The sequence below is a fragment of the Micromonospora sp. NPDC005413 genome (assembly GCF_040606435.1).
Lineage (GTDB): Bacteria > Actinomycetota > Actinomycetes > Mycobacteriales > Micromonosporaceae > Micromonospora.
Map to the genome: position 1 here is coordinate 1 of NZ_JBEXEV010000060.1, position 16,147 is coordinate 16,147.

Annotated in this window: 15 protein-coding genes and 1 pseudogene; 5 read left to right on the forward strand and 11 right to left on the reverse strand. The window is 71.5% G+C overall.

Features of this window, described 5'->3' with window-relative positions:
* Window positions 1-91, forward strand: a pseudogene (locus ABZS37_RS31910) (phytochelatin synthase); the annotation flags it as partial.
* Between the two features lie 122 nt (window positions 92-213).
* Here ABZS37_RS31910 and ABZS37_RS31915 read toward each other — a convergent pair.
* Window positions 214-870 (reverse strand): DedA family protein, encoded by a 657-nt coding sequence (locus ABZS37_RS31915; protein WP_355175189.1) that lies wholly within the window; start codon window positions 868-870, stop codon window positions 214-216.
* A gap of 275 nt (window positions 871-1,145) precedes the next feature.
* Between ABZS37_RS31915 and ABZS37_RS31920 the strand changes: the two genes are divergently transcribed.
* On the forward strand, window positions 1,146-3,998 hold the full coding sequence (locus ABZS37_RS31920; protein WP_355175191.1) for an aconitate hydratase: 2,853 nt from the start codon (window positions 1,146-1,148) through the stop codon (window positions 3,996-3,998).
* Window positions 3,999-4,077: 79 nt separating this feature from the next.
* Here the strand turns inward: ABZS37_RS31920 and ABZS37_RS31925 are convergent, their stop codons facing one another.
* Window positions 4,078-4,509 carry a hypothetical protein gene (locus ABZS37_RS31925; RefSeq protein ID WP_355175192.1) on the reverse strand — a complete coding sequence of 144 codons (432 nt, stop codon included), beginning with the start codon at window positions 4,507-4,509 and terminating at the stop codon, window positions 4,078-4,080.
* Window positions 4,510-4,623: 114 nt separating this feature from the next.
* On the opposite strand from ABZS37_RS31925, the gene ABZS37_RS31930 reads away from it, so the two are divergent.
* Entirely contained in the window at window positions 4,624-5,391 is a 768-nt protein-coding gene (locus ABZS37_RS31930; protein WP_355175194.1) for a Scr1 family TA system antitoxin-like transcriptional regulator, read from the forward strand.
* Window positions 5,382-5,570 (forward strand): DUF397 domain-containing protein, encoded by a 189-nt coding sequence (locus ABZS37_RS31935; RefSeq protein WP_355175196.1) that lies wholly within the window; start codon window positions 5,382-5,384, stop codon window positions 5,568-5,570. The genes ABZS37_RS31930 and ABZS37_RS31935 overlap by 10 nt, the downstream gene beginning before the upstream one ends.
* An 11-nt stretch (window positions 5,571-5,581) precedes the next feature.
* Here ABZS37_RS31935 and ABZS37_RS31940 read toward each other — a convergent pair whose 3' ends face one another.
* From ABZS37_RS31940 to ABZS37_RS31980, 9 genes are all read right to left on the reverse strand, one after another.
* Entirely contained in the window at window positions 5,582-6,835 is a 1,254-nt protein-coding gene (locus ABZS37_RS31940) for a sigma-70 family RNA polymerase sigma factor (RefSeq protein ID WP_355175198.1), read from the reverse strand.
* Between the two features lie 5 nt (window positions 6,836-6,840).
* Window positions 6,841-7,176: a YciI family protein gene (locus ABZS37_RS31945; RefSeq protein ID WP_355175200.1), complete on the reverse strand. Its 336-nt coding sequence runs from the start codon at window positions 7,174-7,176 to the stop codon at window positions 6,841-6,843.
* 86 nt (window positions 7,177-7,262) lie between these two features.
* The gene (locus ABZS37_RS31950; protein WP_355175202.1) at window positions 7,263-7,874 is read right to left on the reverse strand and encodes an ATP/GTP-binding protein; all 612 of its coding nucleotides are present in this window, start codon (window positions 7,872-7,874) and stop codon (window positions 7,263-7,265) included.
* Window positions 7,855-8,241 (reverse strand): DUF742 domain-containing protein, encoded by a 387-nt coding sequence (locus ABZS37_RS31955; RefSeq protein WP_355175204.1) that lies wholly within the window; start codon window positions 8,239-8,241, stop codon window positions 7,855-7,857. Before ABZS37_RS31955 ends, ABZS37_RS31950 begins: the two co-directional genes overlap by 20 nt.
* 5 nt (window positions 8,242-8,246) lie before the next feature.
* Complete coding sequence (locus ABZS37_RS31960) at window positions 8,247-8,666, reverse strand: roadblock/LC7 domain-containing protein (RefSeq protein ID WP_355175206.1); 420 nt, start codon at window positions 8,664-8,666, stop codon at window positions 8,247-8,249.
* 90 nt (window positions 8,667-8,756) lie between these two features.
* Window positions 8,757-11,318 (reverse strand): nitrate- and nitrite sensing domain-containing protein, encoded by a 2,562-nt coding sequence (locus ABZS37_RS31965; RefSeq protein ID WP_355175208.1) that lies wholly within the window; start codon window positions 11,316-11,318, stop codon window positions 8,757-8,759.
* 124 nt (window positions 11,319-11,442) lie between these two features.
* Window positions 11,443-13,059, reverse strand: coding sequence for a prenyltransferase/squalene oxidase repeat-containing protein (locus ABZS37_RS31970; protein ID WP_355175210.1), 1,617 nt, complete (start codon window positions 13,057-13,059; stop codon window positions 11,443-11,445).
* On the reverse strand, window positions 13,052-13,969 hold the full coding sequence (locus ABZS37_RS31975; protein WP_355175212.1) for a terpene synthase family protein: 918 nt from the start codon (window positions 13,967-13,969) through the stop codon (window positions 13,052-13,054). Before ABZS37_RS31975 ends, ABZS37_RS31970 begins: the two co-directional genes overlap by 8 nt.
* On the reverse strand, window positions 13,966-15,303 hold the full coding sequence (locus ABZS37_RS31980; RefSeq protein ID WP_355175214.1) for a cytochrome P450: 1,338 nt from the start codon (window positions 15,301-15,303) through the stop codon (window positions 13,966-13,968). Before ABZS37_RS31980 ends, ABZS37_RS31975 begins: the two co-directional genes overlap by 4 nt.
* A gap of 431 nt (window positions 15,304-15,734) precedes the next feature.
* Between ABZS37_RS31980 and ABZS37_RS31985 the strand changes: the two genes are divergently transcribed.
* Entirely contained in the window at window positions 15,735-15,983 is a 249-nt protein-coding gene (locus tag ABZS37_RS31985) for a DUF2630 family protein (protein ID WP_124821979.1), read from the forward strand.
* The last annotated feature ends 164 nt before the right edge of the window (window positions 15,984-16,147 follow it).

Consider the following 16,147-nt stretch of genomic DNA (forward strand, 5'->3'; position numbering starts at 1 on the left):
TGACTCCGCCAACCCGAACACCGCCTCGTATGAGGTCACCGCCGAGCACCTCGCCGACTGGATCGCCACCCGCGGCTACGCCACCAGCTGACCCGCGGACAGACGACCGAAGGGCCGGACCCCACCAGGGGACCGGCCCTTCGTCGTCGTTCGGGTCAGGGTTCGCTGCTCGCGCGGACCGGCTCGGCGTCCGGGGTTGGCTCGGCTGCCGGGTCAGGGTTCGCTGCTCGCGCGGACCGGGTCCGCGTCCGGGGTTGGCTCGGCTGCCTCGAGCCGGTGGGCCCGTCGGCGCAGCCACCAGGTGCTGGCGAGGCCGGCGAGGACCGCGAGGGCCAGCCCGATCCAGGAGATGTCCTTGAGCCAGTGCTCGGCCGCCCGGCCCACGGTGAACAGCAGGTAGGTGGTGCCGAACGCCCAGACCAGCCCGCCCGCCGCGTTGGCCAGCAGGAACCGCCGGTACGGCACGTGCAGCGCCCCGGCGAGCGGGCCGGCCAGGATCCGCAGCAGCGCCACGAACCGACCGAAGAAGACTGCCCAGACGCCGTAGCGGGCGAAGCTCTGCTCGGCCCGGGCAAGCTGGGCGGGACCGAGATGACGGGGGAAGCGCCGGCCCAGTCGGGCCAGCAGTGGGCGGCCACCGCGACGGCCGACCGCGTACCCGATGGAGTCGCCGACGATCGCGCCGGTGGCGGCGGCCGCGGCCACCCACTCAGGCTCCACCACTCCCGTGGCGGCGAGCAGGGCGGAGCTGACCAGGACGATCTCGCCGGGCAGAGGGACGCCCATGCTCTCCACGCCGATCACGCCGCCGACAAGCAGGTAGACCGCGATCGGCGGCAACGACACGAGCCAGTGCTGCACGTCGAACACGGTTGACACCCCTTCCCCGGCCGACCTCGAACCCTACCGGCGAGCCGCCGCCACGGCTGGCCCGCGAGTTCGTCGGTGGGCCAGCCGACACCCGCTATGGCGTCCTAGGAGGCTAGGGGTTGGATCGGGCGCGGGGATGTCCGAGTCAGGTTGCATAACTAGCAAGACGGACGTACGGTTTTGTTGAGAAGCGGAATCGGCGGTAAGTGCTACCTAACCTCGGCGGCACCCCGGCCGGTGCGACAGACTGCTCAGGACTACTCACGGTCGCTGGTGTGAAGGAGTACGACGTGGCGAGCCTCGACACCTTCGGTGCGAAGACCCAGCTACGCGTCGGAGACGCGAGCTACGAGATTTTCAAGATCGACAAGGTGGACGGCCACGATCGGCTGCCGTACAGCCTGAAGATCCTGCTGGAGAACCTGCTGCGGACCGAGGACGGCGCGAACATCACCGCCGACCACATCCGCCAGCTCGGCGGGTGGGACCCCACCGCCGCCCCGAGCGTGGAGATCCAGTTCACCCCGGCGCGGGTGCTCATGCAGGACTTCACCGGCGTGCCCTGCGTGGTCGACCTGGCCACCATGCGCGAGGCCGTGCGCGACCTGGGCGGCGACGCCACCAAGGTCAACCCCCTCGCCCCGGCCGAGCTGGTCATCGACCACTCCGTCATCGCCGACCTGTTCGGTCGCGCGGACGCCTTCGAGCGCAACGTCGAGCTGGAGTACGAGCGCAACAAGGAGCGCTACCAGTTCCTGCGCTGGGGCCAGACCGCGTTCAACGAGTTCAAGGTCGTCCCGCCGGGCACCGGCATCGTGCACCAGGTCAACATCGAGTACCTGGCCCGCACCATCATGGAGCGCAACGGCCAGGCCTACCCGGACACCGTGGTCGGCACCGACTCGCACACCACGATGGTCAACGGCCTGGGCGTCCTGGGCTGGGGCGTCGGCGGCATCGAGGCCGAGGCCGCGATGCTCGGCCAGCCGGTCAGCATGCTGATCCCCCGGGTGGTGGGCTTCAAGCTGCACGGCGAGATGCCGGCCGGCACCACCGCCACCGACCTGGTGCTGACCATCACCGAGATGCTGCGCAAGCACGGTGTGGTCGGCAAGTTCGTCGAGTTCTACGGCCCCGGCGTGAGCGCCGTGCCGCTGGCCAACCGGGCCACCATCGGCAACATGTCCCCGGAGTACGGCTCCACCGTCGCGATCTTCCCGATCGACGCGGAGACCGTCCGCTACCTGGAGCTGACCGGTCGCGACGCCGCGCAGGTCGCGCTCGTCGAGGCGTACGCCAAGGAGCAGGGCCTCTGGCACGACCCGGAGATCGAGCCGGTCTACTCGGAGCGCCTGGAGCTGGATCTCAGCACCATCGAGCCGTCACTCGCCGGCCCGAAGCGCCCGCAGGACCGGGTGCCGCTGGGCGCCGCCAAGACGCTGTTCCGCTCGGCGCTGACCGACTACGTCGCCGACGACTCCGTCGGTGAGCGCGACCTCAAGCCGGGTGTGCCCCGCGAGGAGCTGCCGCGCGGCGCCAACGGCCCGGCCGACGAGGCCAGTGCCGAGTCGTTCCCGGCCAGCGACCCGCCGGCCAACGAGTTCAGCGACCCGGCCGACGAGCCGCGCGACCTGGAGACCGCGGCGGTCGGCTCCGGCGGCCGGGCCACCAACCCGATCCGGGTCACCGGCGCCGACGGCGTGGAGTACGAGCTGGACCACGGCGCCGTGGTGATCGCCGCGATCACCTCCTGCACCAACACGTCCAACCCGCAGGTGATGATCGGTGCCGCCCTGCTGGCCCGCAACGCGGTCGACAAGGGCCTGACCCGCAAGCCGTGGGTGAAGACCACCCTGGCGCCGGGCTCGAAGGTCGTCATGGACTACTACGAGCGGGCCGGTCTCACCCCGTACCTGGACAAGCTCGGCTTCAACCTGGTCGGCTACGGCTGCACCACCTGCATCGGCAACTCGGGTCCGCTGCCCGAGGAGGTGTCCGCCGCCGTCAACGAGCACGACCTGTCGGTGGTGTCGGTGCTCTCCGGCAACCGGAACTTCGAGGGTCGGATCAACCCGGACGTCAAGATGAACTACCTGGCGTCCCCGCCGCTGGTGGTCGCGTACGCCCTCGCCGGCACGATGGACATCGACCTGGCCAACGAGCCGATCGGCGAGGACACCGAGGGCAACCCGGTCTACCTGCGGGAGATCTGGCCGAACAGCGCCGAGATCCAGGACGTCATCGCCCAGGCGATCGGCGCGACCGGGTTCAGCGCCGCGTACGCCGATGTCTTCGCTGGCGACGAGCGGTGGCAGTCGCTGCCCACCCCGACCGGCGACACCTTCGCCTGGGAGAACGACTCCACCTACGTGCGCAAGCCCCCGTACTTCGAGGGCATGCAGCAGGAGCCGAGCCCGGTCGTCGACATCGCCGGTGCCCGGGTGCTGGCCAAGCTGGGTGACTCGGTGACCACCGACCACATCTCGCCGGCCGGCTCGATCAAGGCCGACTCCCCCGCGGGCACGTACCTCGCCGAGCACGGTGTGCCGCGGCACGAGTTCAATTCGTACGGCTCCCGCCGGGGCAACCACGAGGTGATGATCCGGGGCACCTTCGCCAACATCCGGCTGCGCAACCAGCTGGTGCCCGGGGTGGAGGGCGGCTTCACCGTCAACCACCTCACCGGCGAGCAGACCTCGATCTACGACGCCTCGGTGGCCTACCAGGAGGCCGGCATCCCGCTGGTCGTGCTGGCCGGCAAGGAGTACGGCTCGGGCTCGTCGCGGGACTGGGCGGCCAAGGGCACCATGCTGCTGGGTGTCCGGGCGGTCATCGCCGAGTCGTACGAGCGGATCCACCGCTCCAACCTCATCGGCATGGGCGTGCTGCCGCTGCAGTTCCCGGTGGACACCACCGCCGAGTCGCTCGGCCTCACCGGCACGGAGACGTTCACGTTCACCGGCGTGACCGCCCTCAACGACGGCGAGACCCCGAGCACCGTGCGGGTCAGCACCGACACCGGCGTGGAGTTCGACGCTGTGGTGCGGATCGACACTCCCGGTGAGGCGGACTACTACCGGCACGGCGGCATCCTGCAGTACGTGCTGCGCCGCATGATCGCCAACTGACGTCGTACACCTGAGAAGGGCCGCTTCCCGCGCTTGCGGGCAGCGGCCCTTCGCACGTCTCCGCCGACGGGGTGCACGCTCAGCGCAGCCGCAGCGCTACCGCGCGGGCTTCCTCGTCGCTGAGGGGCAGGAACCAGAGGAAACGGCGGACGATCGCGACCGGATCGGGCCCGCCCGGCTGGCCGCGCAGGTCGCGGATCGCCCGGCGGGTGATCCGCGAGAACTCGGGGATCAGGGTCGCGCGGCGGGCGGCGTCCGTCGGTGTCGCTCGTATCGCCGGGCAGGGCCAGTCCCGTCCGCAGGCGTCGCACGTCCACAGCGGGCCGCCGGCGGTGTGCGCGACCGGCGGGCCGCACCGGGACCGCCAGCGTGATTCGGGTACGACGTTCGCCGCGCGATCCGGGCCACGGTACGGAGGGTGCGGTGGCCCGGTCGGGCGGGGCAGGCTCGGCCTGACCGGTGACGGGCCGCCCGTCGGCTTCGGGTGGTTCCGGGATCTGTCCTCGGGCATTCTGGGCTCCCTCCTCGATGCTGTCTACACAGCACCCTGCCGAGGGTTGCCAAACAATTACACCGCGTAGAAGTATTGCCTTCCAACGTCTGGAACGTTCTGGAGGGTCTGGAGATGAATCGAGCCGTACAGGCGGCGATGGTCGAGAGGGGCTACACAGCCGACACTCTCGCTGCTCAGATTGGTGTCGATCCGAAGACGGCGGCAAAGTGGGCGAGCAGGGACCGAATTCCCCAGACTCGTCATCGCGCACGGGTCGCCGAGCTGCTCGGTCGGAACGTCGACGAGCTGTGGCCGGACGCGCTGAAGCGCCGGACGCCCGCATGGTTCCGACCCTGGGCTGAGATCGAGCGCGAGGCGCTGTCGCTGCGGTCGTTCCAGCTCGCGTGGATACCTGGTCTTCTTCAGACGAAGGCGTACGCGCTGGCGACGCTGGTCGGTGAGGCGTTGACGCCGGCCGAGGCCGACAATCTCGCCGAGGCGCGGCTGAGCCGGCAGGCCATCCTGCGACGGGAACGCCCGCCGCTGCTCGTCGCGGTCCTCGACGAGGGAATCCTCCGGCGCACCCTCGACGGCGACCGGGACATGATGCGGGAGCAGTGCGAGCGGCTGGCCGAGGTGGCCGCCCTGCCGAACGTGTCGCTGTTCGTCGTGCCCGCCGACGGCGGCATGTACCCGGGCCTCGGTGGGCCGTTCACCGTGGCCGAGATGTCAGACGGCGCGCGGGTCGCGCACGTCGACAGTCAGGCGCAAGCGCAGCTCATCGACAAGGCAGCCGACGTTGCTACCCTGGACCGACGGTGGGAACGCATTCGTGACGCAGCCCTGTCGCGTGCGCAGTCCCTCAATCTCCTCAGAGAAGCGGCAGCATCATGGACCTGACCGGCGCTCGGTGGCGCAAGAGCAGCAGGAGTGGCAACAATGGCGGCGACTGTGTCGAGGTAGCCGACAACCTCGCGGGCGTCATCGGCGTACGCGACTCCAAGGACCCGGCCGGTCCGGCGCTCGCCTTCGAGCCGGCGGCCTGGACCCGATTCCTGGTGATGGCCAAGCGCGGCTGACCCGCACTGTCCTACCGGGTGAGTTCGTCAGCCCGGTCGAGCAGCGCGCGACGCTCGACGGTTGAGCCCACCGCTGCCGCCGCCTCCCGGAACAGTCCGGCCGCGCGTCTCCAGTCCCCCTGCCGGGCCACCAGATCGGCCTCCACCGCCACGGCGAGTGGATGGCCGTCCAGCCCGCCACCGGCACGCGCCGCTTCGAGCAGACCCAAACCGGCGTCCGGCCCGTACGCGTAGCCGTGCGCGACCGCGCGGTTGAGCGCGATCACCGGCGAGGGTCGGATACCGATCAGCGCGTCGTAGGCCCGCGCGATCGTCGGCCAGTCGGTGTCGTCGGCCGAGGCGGCGGTGGCGTGGCAGGCGGCGATGCGCGCCTGCCAGCCGTACGGCCCGTCGTGGCGTACCCGGTCGACGGCGGCCAGGCCCTCGGCGATGGCGGCGCGGTCCCACCGGTCGCGGTCCTGCCGTTGCAGGGTGAGCAGGGCGCCGGCGGCGTCGCGGCGGGCGTCCCGACGGGAGTGTTGGAACAGGAACAGCGCCAGGAGCGCGGCGACCTCGGACTGCTCGGGCATCAGCCGGTCGAGCAGCCGGGCCAGCCGGACCGCCTCGTCGGCGAAGGCCGGCTCGCCATCGGCGACGTAGCCCCGGGTGAACAGGAGGTACAGCACGGCGAGGACGCCAGGCAGCCGCTCGGTCAGTGCCGGCCCGCTCGGCACCCGGTACGGGATGCCGGCCTGGGCGATGCGGGTCCGGGCCCGGGTCAGCCGTCGCGTCATCGTCGACTCGTTGACCAGCAGGAGTCGAGCGATGTCGGCGGTCGGCACACCGCAGACGGTTCGCAGGGTCAGCGCCACCCGGGCCTCGATCGCGAGCGCCGGGTGGCAGCAGGTGAAGATGAGGCGTAGTCGGTCGTCCACCAGGTCCTCCCCCATCCCCGGCTCGGGCTGCGCGTCGACCGGCGTGAGGAGGGCCAGGTCGTGCAGCTTGCGGCGCTCCACGGTGGCCCGGCGCAGCACGTCGAGCGCCCGGTTCCGGGCCACCGTCATGAGCCAGCCGGCCGGGTTGTTCGGGACACCGTCGGCGGGCCAGCGCTCCAGGGCGACAGTCAGCGCCTCCTGTGCGCAGTCCTCGGCCAGCGCCCAGTCCCCGGTCACCCGGATCAGGGTCGCGACGATCCGGGGGTACGCCTCGACGCTGGCGGCCGCGACGGCCTCCGCCGCCCCGGCCGCTGCCTGGGTGCGCATCGGCCGGCGCGGCGAGGTGGACAACTCCGTCAGTCGGACAGGTCCGCGAACGGGCGCAGTTCCAGTCGCCCTTCGCGGGCCATCGGGTGGGCGCGGGCCACCTCGATCGCCTCGTCCAGGTCTGCGCAGTCGAGCAGGTCGAAGCCCACGATCACCTCGGCGGTCTCCGCGAACGGCCCCTCGGAGACGAGCAGCTCACCGTCGCGAACACGGACGGTGGTGGCCGCGCTGGTCGACGCCAGCACGTTGCCGGTCAGACGGCGGCCATGAGAGTCGTTCTCCGCCACCCACTTGTAGATGTCGGGTAGCTCGGTAGGGTCGGTGTCCGGCTCGGTGTCGCTGCACACGAACATCATGTACTTCATCTGGTCGCTCCCTGGTTTCTCGGGGTGTCGCCAGCATGACGAACGGCCGAACGCGTTCCGGACACCCTCCCCCGAAAAAACCTTGGTCATTCTCCGCCAGCGGCGCGGCGACGGGCCTCGCGGGTCTTCATGGCGTGCTCCATCAGCGTGACGAGCACCTCCTTGCTGGACTCGCGCTGGCGAGCGTCGCAGAGCAACACCGGCACCCCCGGGTCCAGGTTCAGCGCGGCCTGCACCTCGTCGAGCCGGAATTGCCGGGCGCCCTCGAAGCAGTTCACCGCGACCACGAACGGCGTGCCCCGGCCCTCGAAGTAGTCGATCGACGGGAAGCAGTCGGCGAGCCTGCGGGTGTCGGCCAGCACCACCGCGCCGATCGCGCCCAACGCCAGCTCGTCCCAGACGAACCAGAACCGGTCCTGCCCGGGCGTACCGAACAGGTACAGCACCAGGTCATCGCTGATGGTGATCCGACCGAAGTCCATGGCCACGGTGGTGGTGGTCTTGCCCTCCACACCGGACAGGTCGTCGATGCCCACCCCCGACTCCGTCAGCACCTCCTCGGTGCGCAACGGCCGGGTCTCGCTGACCGCACCGACCATGGTCGTCTTTCCCACGCCGAAGCCGCCGGCGACCAGGATCTTGATCGCGGTGGGCAGTGGGGTCGCTCCCGCCGGCCGGTCAGAGTGCCCGTAGTCCATTGATTACCGCCTCGAAGATGCTGTTGTCGGGAACACCGGCCGTGGTCTGCGGCTCGCGGACCTGCACCAGGCTGCGGGCCGCCAAATCACCAAGGAGCACCCGGATGGTGCCCACCGGCAGGTCGAGATGGGCGGCGATCTCGGCGACGGACTGTATGCGCTGGCACAGCCCGACGATCGCCAGATGCTCCGGACCGAGACCGACCTCCGGGGTGACCTCGGCTCGGGTCGCGGTGACCAGGGAGATCAGGTCGAACGTGCCGGTGACCGGTCGGGCCCGACCGCGCGTCATCGCGTACGGGCGCACCACCGGACCCGCATGGTCATCCACCCACTGATGGTCTGCGGACTCCCCCTGGACCGTCATCGCCGCTACCTCTCGCCGTCCGGCTGCTCGGTGCGGGACGGAGATGCGACGTACTTGCCGACGCGGGTGACCAGCATCGCCATCTCGTAGGCGATCAGACCGACGTCGGCGTCCTCGGTGGCCAGGACCGCCAGGCAGGCGTTGCGTCCGGCCGCGGTGACGAACAGGAAGGACGACTGCATCTCGATGATGGTCTGCTGCACCTGCCCGCCACCGAAGCGCTTACCGGCGCCTCGGGCCAGACTCTGGATGCCGGCCGCCATCGCTGCGAGGTGCTCGCCGTCGTCCCTGCTCAACCCCTGGGAGGAGGCCATCAACAGGCCGTCGGTGGAGAGCGCGACCGCGTGTTCGGCCTGCTTCACCCGGCCCACCAGGTCATCCAGCAACCACGTCAGGTCGGCACTCGAAGCCGTCTTCTGGGTCACTTCGTCGTCCTCTTCTCGCCCGGCTGTGCGCCGTATTCGTCTGGGGCTTGACCGTCACGCCGCGCGGGAACCCGCGTCATCAATGGTCGGTCAGGCTTGTGGGTCCTCGTCGGTCGGCTCGGGAGGCGCCGCCGGAGCGCCGGAAACGCCGCCGAGCAGCCGAGCCGCGTCGGTCCGACCGCGCCGGGTGCCGGTCTGGTAGGAGCTCATCATCCGGCGCACCTGCTCCGGTGGGCGCACCACATCCTCGTCGTCGGCCTCCGACAGCGCCGGGTCGTCCCGCAGCTCGGGAACGATGTTCGCCTGTCGGATCCGAACGGGCAGGCCCGAGTCGGTCCGATCCGCCTCGGCCTGGGTGGGCGCCGGACCACCGTCGCCGGCCGAGACCGGCGCGCCGGCGGGGTCCGCCGGTCGGGTGTGGTCGATCGCGGGCAGGCCGGTGGGCACCGTGGGGGCTTCCAGGGCCGGCTGGCCCAGGCCACGCCGGGCCCGGGTGGGCAACTCCGGTGTGCCGGTGGTCGAGGTTGTCCGCTGTCGGGTGGGCAGGACGGCCTCGGCCCCGGCCTCGCCGGACGCTGTCGTCGAGGCGGCGGTGTCGGCCGAGATCGGCGCCGCCGGGGTGACCGGTTCCGGTACGTCCGGCGCAGTGGTCGTCGGTGCGGCCAGCGCGACCGGTGCGAGGAAGTCCGGACGACCGGTGTCGACGGAGGGCGCCGACGGCATCGGGATGGCCGAACCGGCCCGGAACGCCCCGGAGTCCTCCGGGCCAGCGCCGCCCTCGGTGACCAGTTCCTTCGGGATCAGCACGACCGCGGTGGTGCCGCCGTAGGCGGATTCCTTCAGCCGTACCCGCACGCCGTGCCGCTCGGTCAGCCGGCTCACCACGTAGAGCCCGAGGCGGGCGGCGTTGGCGAGGTTCAGCTCGGACTGGTCGACGATCCGGTGGTTCGCCGCGGCCAGGTCCTCCTCGCTCATGCCGAGGCCCCGGTCCTCGATCTCGATGGCGAACCCGTTGGCCACCAACTGACCGCGGACCTCGACCGTCGTGTGTGGCGGGGAGAACGACAGGGCATTCTCGATCAGCTCGGCGAGCAGGTGGATGATGTCGCCGACCGCGCGGCCGGCGAGCGAGACCGACCCGAGCGGCAGCACGTTGACCCGGGTGTAGTCCTCCACCTCGGCCACGGCGCCGCGCACCACGTCGACCATGGGGACGTTGCGCCGCCAGGCCCGACCGGGGGTGGAGCCGGAGAGCACGATCAGGTTTTCCGCGTTGCGCCGCATCCGGGTGGCCAGGTGGTCGACCCGGAACAGGTCTTCCAGCTCCTCCGCGTCGTGTTCGCGGCGCTCCATCGCGTCGAGCAGGGTGAGCTGGCGGTGTACGAGTGCCTGCGTGCGTCGGGCCAGGCTGAGGAAGACGTCGCGGACGTTGCGGCGCAGGTCGGCCTGCTCGACGGCCGTACGCAGGGCGGTCTCCTGAACGGCGTTGAACGCCTTGCCGACCTGGCCGATCTCGTCGGTGCCGAATTCCAGCGGGGGCGCCTCGGTGGCCACGTCGACCTCCTCGCCGCGCCCGAGCCGCTCCACCACCCGCGGCAGCCGCTCATCGGCGAGCTGCCAGGCGGCCTGGCGCAGCCGTTCCAGCTGGCGCAGCAGGGTCCGTGCCGTGGTGATCGAGACGACGACGGAGGCGATGACGGCGAGCAGGCCCAGGCCGGTGGCGAGCACCAGGCGGACGACGACCATCACGGCCACGCCGGTGGCCCGGTCCACGATGCCCTCACCGCCGGCGGTCACCGCGTCGTTCACCTCGGCCATCGCCGGCTCGACCGTGCCGCGCCACTGCTCGGCGCCGATCGGCAACTGGATCGACGGCCGGCCCTCGCGGATGATGCTGTCCTGCACGGCGCGCAGTTGGGTGAACGCCTCGCCCTGGACGAGTTCCTGATAGCGGCGCTGGTCGGCGTCGGCGAGCCGGACGCGGGTCTCCTCGCCGACGAACCGCTCGGCGCCGACCAGGGCGACGTACCGGGCGTACTCCGTGCCGCTCATCCGGCCGTTGCCGAAGAGGCCGCTGAGTAGCGCGTCCTCCTGGGAGATCAGCTCCTTCATCCGGTTGAGCTGGATCAGGGCCGCCGCTTCGGCGGCGATCTTCTTGTCGTCCAGACTGCCGGTGACGTCGTAGATCTGGAAGATCGACTCGATCGCGCCGGTGTACGCCTCGGCGGCGGCGACCCGGTCGATCTTGCGGCCGAGCACCTCCGCTCGGGTCTGCTCGAGCGCGTCGATCTGGGCGATCGTCGCGTCGAGCTGAGCGTCGAGTGCCGAACTGCCGGCCACGTCGACCTGCCAGTTGCGCACCGAGTCGCCGAAGTCACCCGCCAGCTGTACGGCCTTGCGCTGCTCGACCTCAAGTGCCGTCCGCTGCGCGGCGTCGGGATTGCTCAGGTACGCCTGGGTCAACCGCCGCTCCAACTGGAGCTCCTGCAGCAGCGGCTCGCTCGGCGTGTAGATCTTACTGTTGAGCAACTGGACACCGAGCAGGTTGAAGCCGTCCCGCAGGGTCACCCACGCCGCGAACATCCAGAGCGCGACCAGGGAGAGCAGCAGGGCGACAACCTTGGTGCGGATACTCGTACCGCGAGAACGCATTGAACCGTCCCAGGCCGGGCGTTGACTCAGCTCATCAACGGGTGATCGTAAGGGGCGAGGTCCCACCGCAGCGGGGCATACGGGGCTGAGGCTCTGCGTACGCTAGCAGTGTCCACACAACCCCTCAAGTTGTTGGTTTTGTTGCCCGGTAACCACAATCCACCACCGAATGGTCGACGTCGGAGGTGCGAACGGCAGCCAAACGGCAGGCGGCGAGCACCGCCGCGCGGACGATGGCGATCGGACAGTACAACTCCTTGCCGTACCACAGTGGAGGGTGTTCCCGGGCGGCGAATTCGTGCAGGTAGGCGTGCCCCCTTGCCACCGCGTCATCGACCCGTGGCACCGTCGTCGGCACCGCCAGAAGCACCTGCAGGGCGTACGCCGTCTCCTCGGTGGTGCCGGCCCACCTCCCCCACGAGCCGTCCGCTCGTTGGCTGTCCAGCACCCAGTGGCCCGCCCGGTCCACCGCCTCGGCGGCCACCGCGCCCCTCCCGAACTCCGTCAGCGCCAGCACGCAGCAGGCGGTGGCGTAGTACGGCGAGGCGTGCCAGCGGTCCTGCCAGGCGCCGTCCGCGCGCTGGTGCCCGGACAGCACCACGCTCAGCCGGTCGACCGCCCGGTGGTAGCGCGCGTCCGCGTCCGGGTGCCGGGCCACGTGCTGCCCGAAGGCGTCCAGCACGTGGGCGTTGGTGGTGACCGAGAAGCCGTCCTCACCCGGCCAGGTGCAGAAACCGTCAGCCGTCTCGTACGCCCAGAGGCTCACCGGGTCTGCCGGGCGGCCGAGCCGGGCCAGCGCGTCGAGCGACACCGAGGTGGTGTCGGCGTCGGTCGGCAGGCCGTCGCCGGTGGCGATGCCCTGGGCGCCGGTGGCACCGGTCAGGCTCGCCAGGACGGAGTTCGGCGGATTGATCGCGACGCCCGCGCGGCGCAGGCTGCTGAGCACCCAGGCCCGCTCGAAGACGGTGATCGGGGCCGGGCAGGGCACCGGGCCGCCGCCCTCGCGGATCAACGTCTGCAGGAAGGCGTGCGCGGCGGGGCCGGCGTCCGGGCCGGCCGTGGTCAGCCATGCCGCGGTCGCGGCGGGCGACGCGCCGACCGCGGTGAGGGTGGGCCCCGCGTCGGCCGGTGCCGCGTCCAGGATCTCGTAGAAGTGGGCCAGCTTCGGCGGTAGCGCCGCGCCGGCGGCCACCGCCGAACGCACCACCCGCAGCCGGCCCGGGTTGAGCCCGTCGGGCAGCGCCAACGGCGGGCGGGGCAGCCGGTCCGCGGTCGCCCGCTCCAGACCGGCGAGCCGTTCGTTGATCGAACCCACCAGCGCCGGGACGATGAGGTCCAGGGCGGGGGTGTCCGGCAGCGCCCTTGCGTCGGTGGCGAGCAGGGTGCCGGTGAGCGCGCCGAGCCCACGGGCCACCGGGGCGAGCAGGTCCGTCCCGGCCCGGCCGTCGACCAGCGCGGCGAGCAGCGCGTCGGTGGCGCTCAGCGTGGGCACCAGGGCGTACCCCTCGGGTGGGCCCCACGCCCCGTCCGGACGCTGACCGCGCAGCAGGAACGCGATCCGCTGGTGGTGCCCGGCCAGCCAGGGGGCGTCGGCGACCAGCCGACCGGTCTCGTACACCGAGGCGGCGACCTGCCCCCACGGCCGCAGGGCAAGGCCGGCGATCAGCTCACGGGCGGCGTCGGTGGCCGGGTCGCCGCCGGTCGTCGCGTCGGCGAGCACCCGGAAAGCGCCGTCACTCATCGCGCGCCCCCCAGAAGTCCGACAGTTGGTAGAAGCCGCCGGTGAAGGAGATCTGCCGGTTCAGGTAGTCCGCCTGGCGGGGGCAGCGCTCGCCGAGGGCCGCCAGGTCCCCCCGGGACCGGGCGGTCAACTCGGCCAGCCGGCTGTGCACCTGCGCCGGGTCCTCGACCAGCAGCAGGGCGTTCAGGTCACCCCATTCGGCGTCCCGACCGTGGGTGGCCAGGTCGTTGACCAGCCGCAGTACGCGCTGCACGCCACGTCCGGCGTCGAGCAGGTCGGTCAACTGGGCGAGGGTCTTCTCGTCGCCGGTGGCGATCCAGTGCGTGACGTTGACGAAGGAGCAGGCGAGGTTGTCGGCGTTGTCCAGGTAGCTGTCCAGGTCCGGCAGACGCCGCCCGGTCGTCGGGTCGGTCGGCAGGTTCTTCCAGTCCCACTCCCGGGCCACGGCGGCGAGCATCCGGGCCAGCTCCTCGCGCCAGATCGGCCGCAGCCGGGCGAACGCCGGCACGGTCGTCAGCTCGTCGCGCAGGTCGGCCAGGAGTCCCGCCAGGTGCCGCCCCGGCGGCGGGGCGGCGCCGTCGGCCACCGCGAGGCAGTCGGTCACCACCTCCTCGACGTCGTCGACGGACTGCGCGAGGTAGTCGACCTGCCAGTCGGCCGCGAAGACCCAGAGCAGGGTACGGGTGGTGATGCGCAGCTCCGCGGCGGTGTGCCACGGCGCGGTGAAGGCGATCGCGGTCGCCACCGAGCTGAGCAGCGCCGCATCGAAGGGCGCGGCGTCGAACAGTTCGGGGTGGGCGGCGGTGACGCCCTGCAGGTCGCGTACGCCTCGCACGGCGAGTGCGCACACCCGGCCCTGCTCGGCGACCGCGTCCCGACCGGCCTGAGCCGGTCGCGGCGCCCCCGTCACGATACGACCGGGCGCTCGACCGGGGTGAGGATGAGTTCGGCCCGCTGCTTGGGTTGCAGCGAGGCGCCCATCCGGGGTGTCAGGTCGACCGGTTGGCGTAGCTGGAAGCGGTAGCGGCTCAGCACGGTGCTGACGATGAGCTGGGCCTCCAGCAGGAACAGGTACTGCCCGAGGCACTGGTGCGGGCCTCCGCCGAACGGGAAGTAGGAGTAGCGGTAGCGCCGCCGGGGCAGCTCCGGCGCGAACCTCTCGGGGTCGAAGAGCGCCGGGTCGTTCCAGAACGTCGACATCCGCTGGGTGACGTACGGGCTGACCAGCACGGTGCCGCCGGCCTTGACCCGCACCCCGCCCAGCACGTCGTCGCCGACAGCGGTCCGCGGGATCATCCAGCCGGCCGGGTAGAGCCGCAGCATCTCGTCGAGCACCATCCGGCCGTAGCGCAGCTGGGGCAGGTGCTCACGGCCGACCCGTTCGGCACCGACGACCCGCTCGATCTCGTCGGTCATCCGCTCGGCCACGTCGGGTCGGGAGGCCAGCACCGGCCAGAGCCAGGAGAGCAGGGCGATGGTGGTCTCGGTGGCGGTGGAGAACATCGCGACCACGTCGCCGCGGATCGCGTACTCGTCGGGTTCGCTGCCGTCGGCGCGGGGCCGGCAGAGGGTGGAGATGATGTCGTCGCCGTCGGTGGGCCGGGCACGGGCCTCCCGGATGATGGGCAGCACCACCTCGTCGATGGTGCGCACCGCCTCGCGGAAGGGCCGGTCGCCGGGCATCGGCACCGCGTACGGCACGGCGGGCATCAGCAGTCGCGGGAGCATCGCGGTGGTGACGGTGTCCAGCGCGGCGCTGATCCGCAGCGCGTCCGGCACCGAGATCCGGTCGGCGAAGAGCACCCGCATGGTGGTCCGCAGCACGATCTGGGTCAGCTCGGCGCCACCGTCGATCGGGCGGCCCTCCCGGGCCGGCTCCAGCCACTCGTCGACCGCCTCGTTGATCGCCTCGGCCATCTTGTCGACGAGCGTCTCGGCCCGCTTGGCGGTGAACAGCGGTTGCAGGGCGTTCCGGCTGGACTCCCAGACTTCGCCCTCGGCGACCAGGATGGCGTCGCCGACGATCCGACGGACCGGTCGCCAGAGCAACCCGTCGCCGTCGCGCGTGTAGTTGGCAACGTTGTCCCGCAGCACCCGTTGTAGGTGCTCAGGGTGGCTGACCAGATAGGGGCGGAACGAGCCGAGGTTCAGTCGGATGACCTCACCGTCGGCGGCCTCCGCGAAGTCGACAAGCGCGCCGAGCGGATCGCGGACCAGTGCGGGCAGAACGCGCCGCAGCGGGATCATCCGGGGTTCGGTGCTGGCGGTGGCGGGACCCGCCTCGGAAACCTGCGACATCGAACCACGTCTCCTCGTCGTCCCGGCGACCGCAGTGGTCCACTTCGGTCGGCCAGGTTGATGAACTTTCACCTTCTGGGCCAACGGAAGCATCTCACCAAACGCGGGGCACCTCCAGACTTGCGGACGGTGGAATTTCCACCCCACAGCCATGCGCGGGTCGGTGACGCACCCGCCGGGGTCCTGAGTGGAGATTCAGGCGCATCGTCCGCGCGGGCGTACGCGTCACCGGCCCGATGGCACGGGCGGGACGCTCCAGCGCCGTCGACCCGATCGGCGTCGGCCCCGGCACAGGCGGGCGACGTCGGACCGATCGGGGACGCACCGGTACCCCCGAATCCGGGCGATGCCGGGCACCCTGTGCCAGGCTCTGTGGCATGGACGACAAGACCATCCTGAACCGGATCTCCGAGCTGGTCGACGAGGAACACAAGCTGCGTGCGGATGCCCAGGCCCACGAGTCGGGCACTGAGGGCGACGCCAGCGAGCGACTGCGCGCCCTGGAGGAGTCCCTCGACCAGTGCTGGGACCTGCTGCGCCGCCGGCGGGCCGCCCGGGAGACCCACGGCGACCCGGACGCACAGGGCGAACGCCCCAAGCCCGAGGTGGAGCGCTACCTGCAGTAACGGCGGAGCGGGGGGGGGGGGGGGGGGGGCCCCCCCCCCCCCCCCCCCCGGGGGCCCCCCCCCCCCCCCCCGCCACCAGTACCAGCGCCGCATCCGGCGGCCCTCGACCAGCGGAGGGCGCATCGATCTCGTGTTCCACGAGTTCGACACCGGCTGGGCGATGG

What these genes read in the sequence shown, in the direction of transcription:
- ABZS37_RS31925 (WP_355175192.1), bottom strand. Translation starts at nt 4,509, where the DNA reads ATGCCCGAGGACAGATCCCGGAACCACCCGAAGCCGACGGGCGGCCCG.
- ABZS37_RS31930 (WP_355175194.1), top strand. Translation starts at nt 4,624, where the DNA reads ATGAATCGAGCCGTACAGGCGGCGATGGTCGAGAGGGGCTACACAGCC.
- ABZS37_RS31935 (WP_355175196.1), top strand. Translation starts at nt 5,382, where the DNA reads ATGGACCTGACCGGCGCTCGGTGGCGCAAGAGCAGCAGGAGTGGCAAC.
- ABZS37_RS31945 (WP_355175200.1), bottom strand. Translation starts at nt 7,176, where the DNA reads ATGAAGTACATGATGTTCGTGTGCAGCGACACCGAGCCGGACACCGAC.
- ABZS37_RS31950 (WP_355175202.1), bottom strand. Translation starts at nt 7,874, where the DNA reads ATGGACTACGGGCACTCTGACCGGCCGGCGGGAGCGACCCCACTGCCC.
- ABZS37_RS31955 (WP_355175204.1), bottom strand. Translation starts at nt 8,241, where the DNA reads ATGACGGTCCAGGGGGAGTCCGCAGACCATCAGTGGGTGGATGACCAT.
- ABZS37_RS31965 (WP_355175208.1), bottom strand. Translation starts at nt 11,318, where the DNA reads ATGCGTTCTCGCGGTACGAGTATCCGCACCAAGGTTGTCGCCCTGCTG.
- ABZS37_RS31970 (WP_355175210.1), bottom strand. Translation starts at nt 13,059, where the DNA reads ATGAGTGACGGCGCTTTCCGGGTGCTCGCCGACGCGACGACCGGCGGC.
- ABZS37_RS31985 (WP_124821979.1), top strand. Translation starts at nt 15,735, where the DNA reads ATGGACGACAAGACCATCCTGAACCGGATCTCCGAGCTGGTCGACGAG.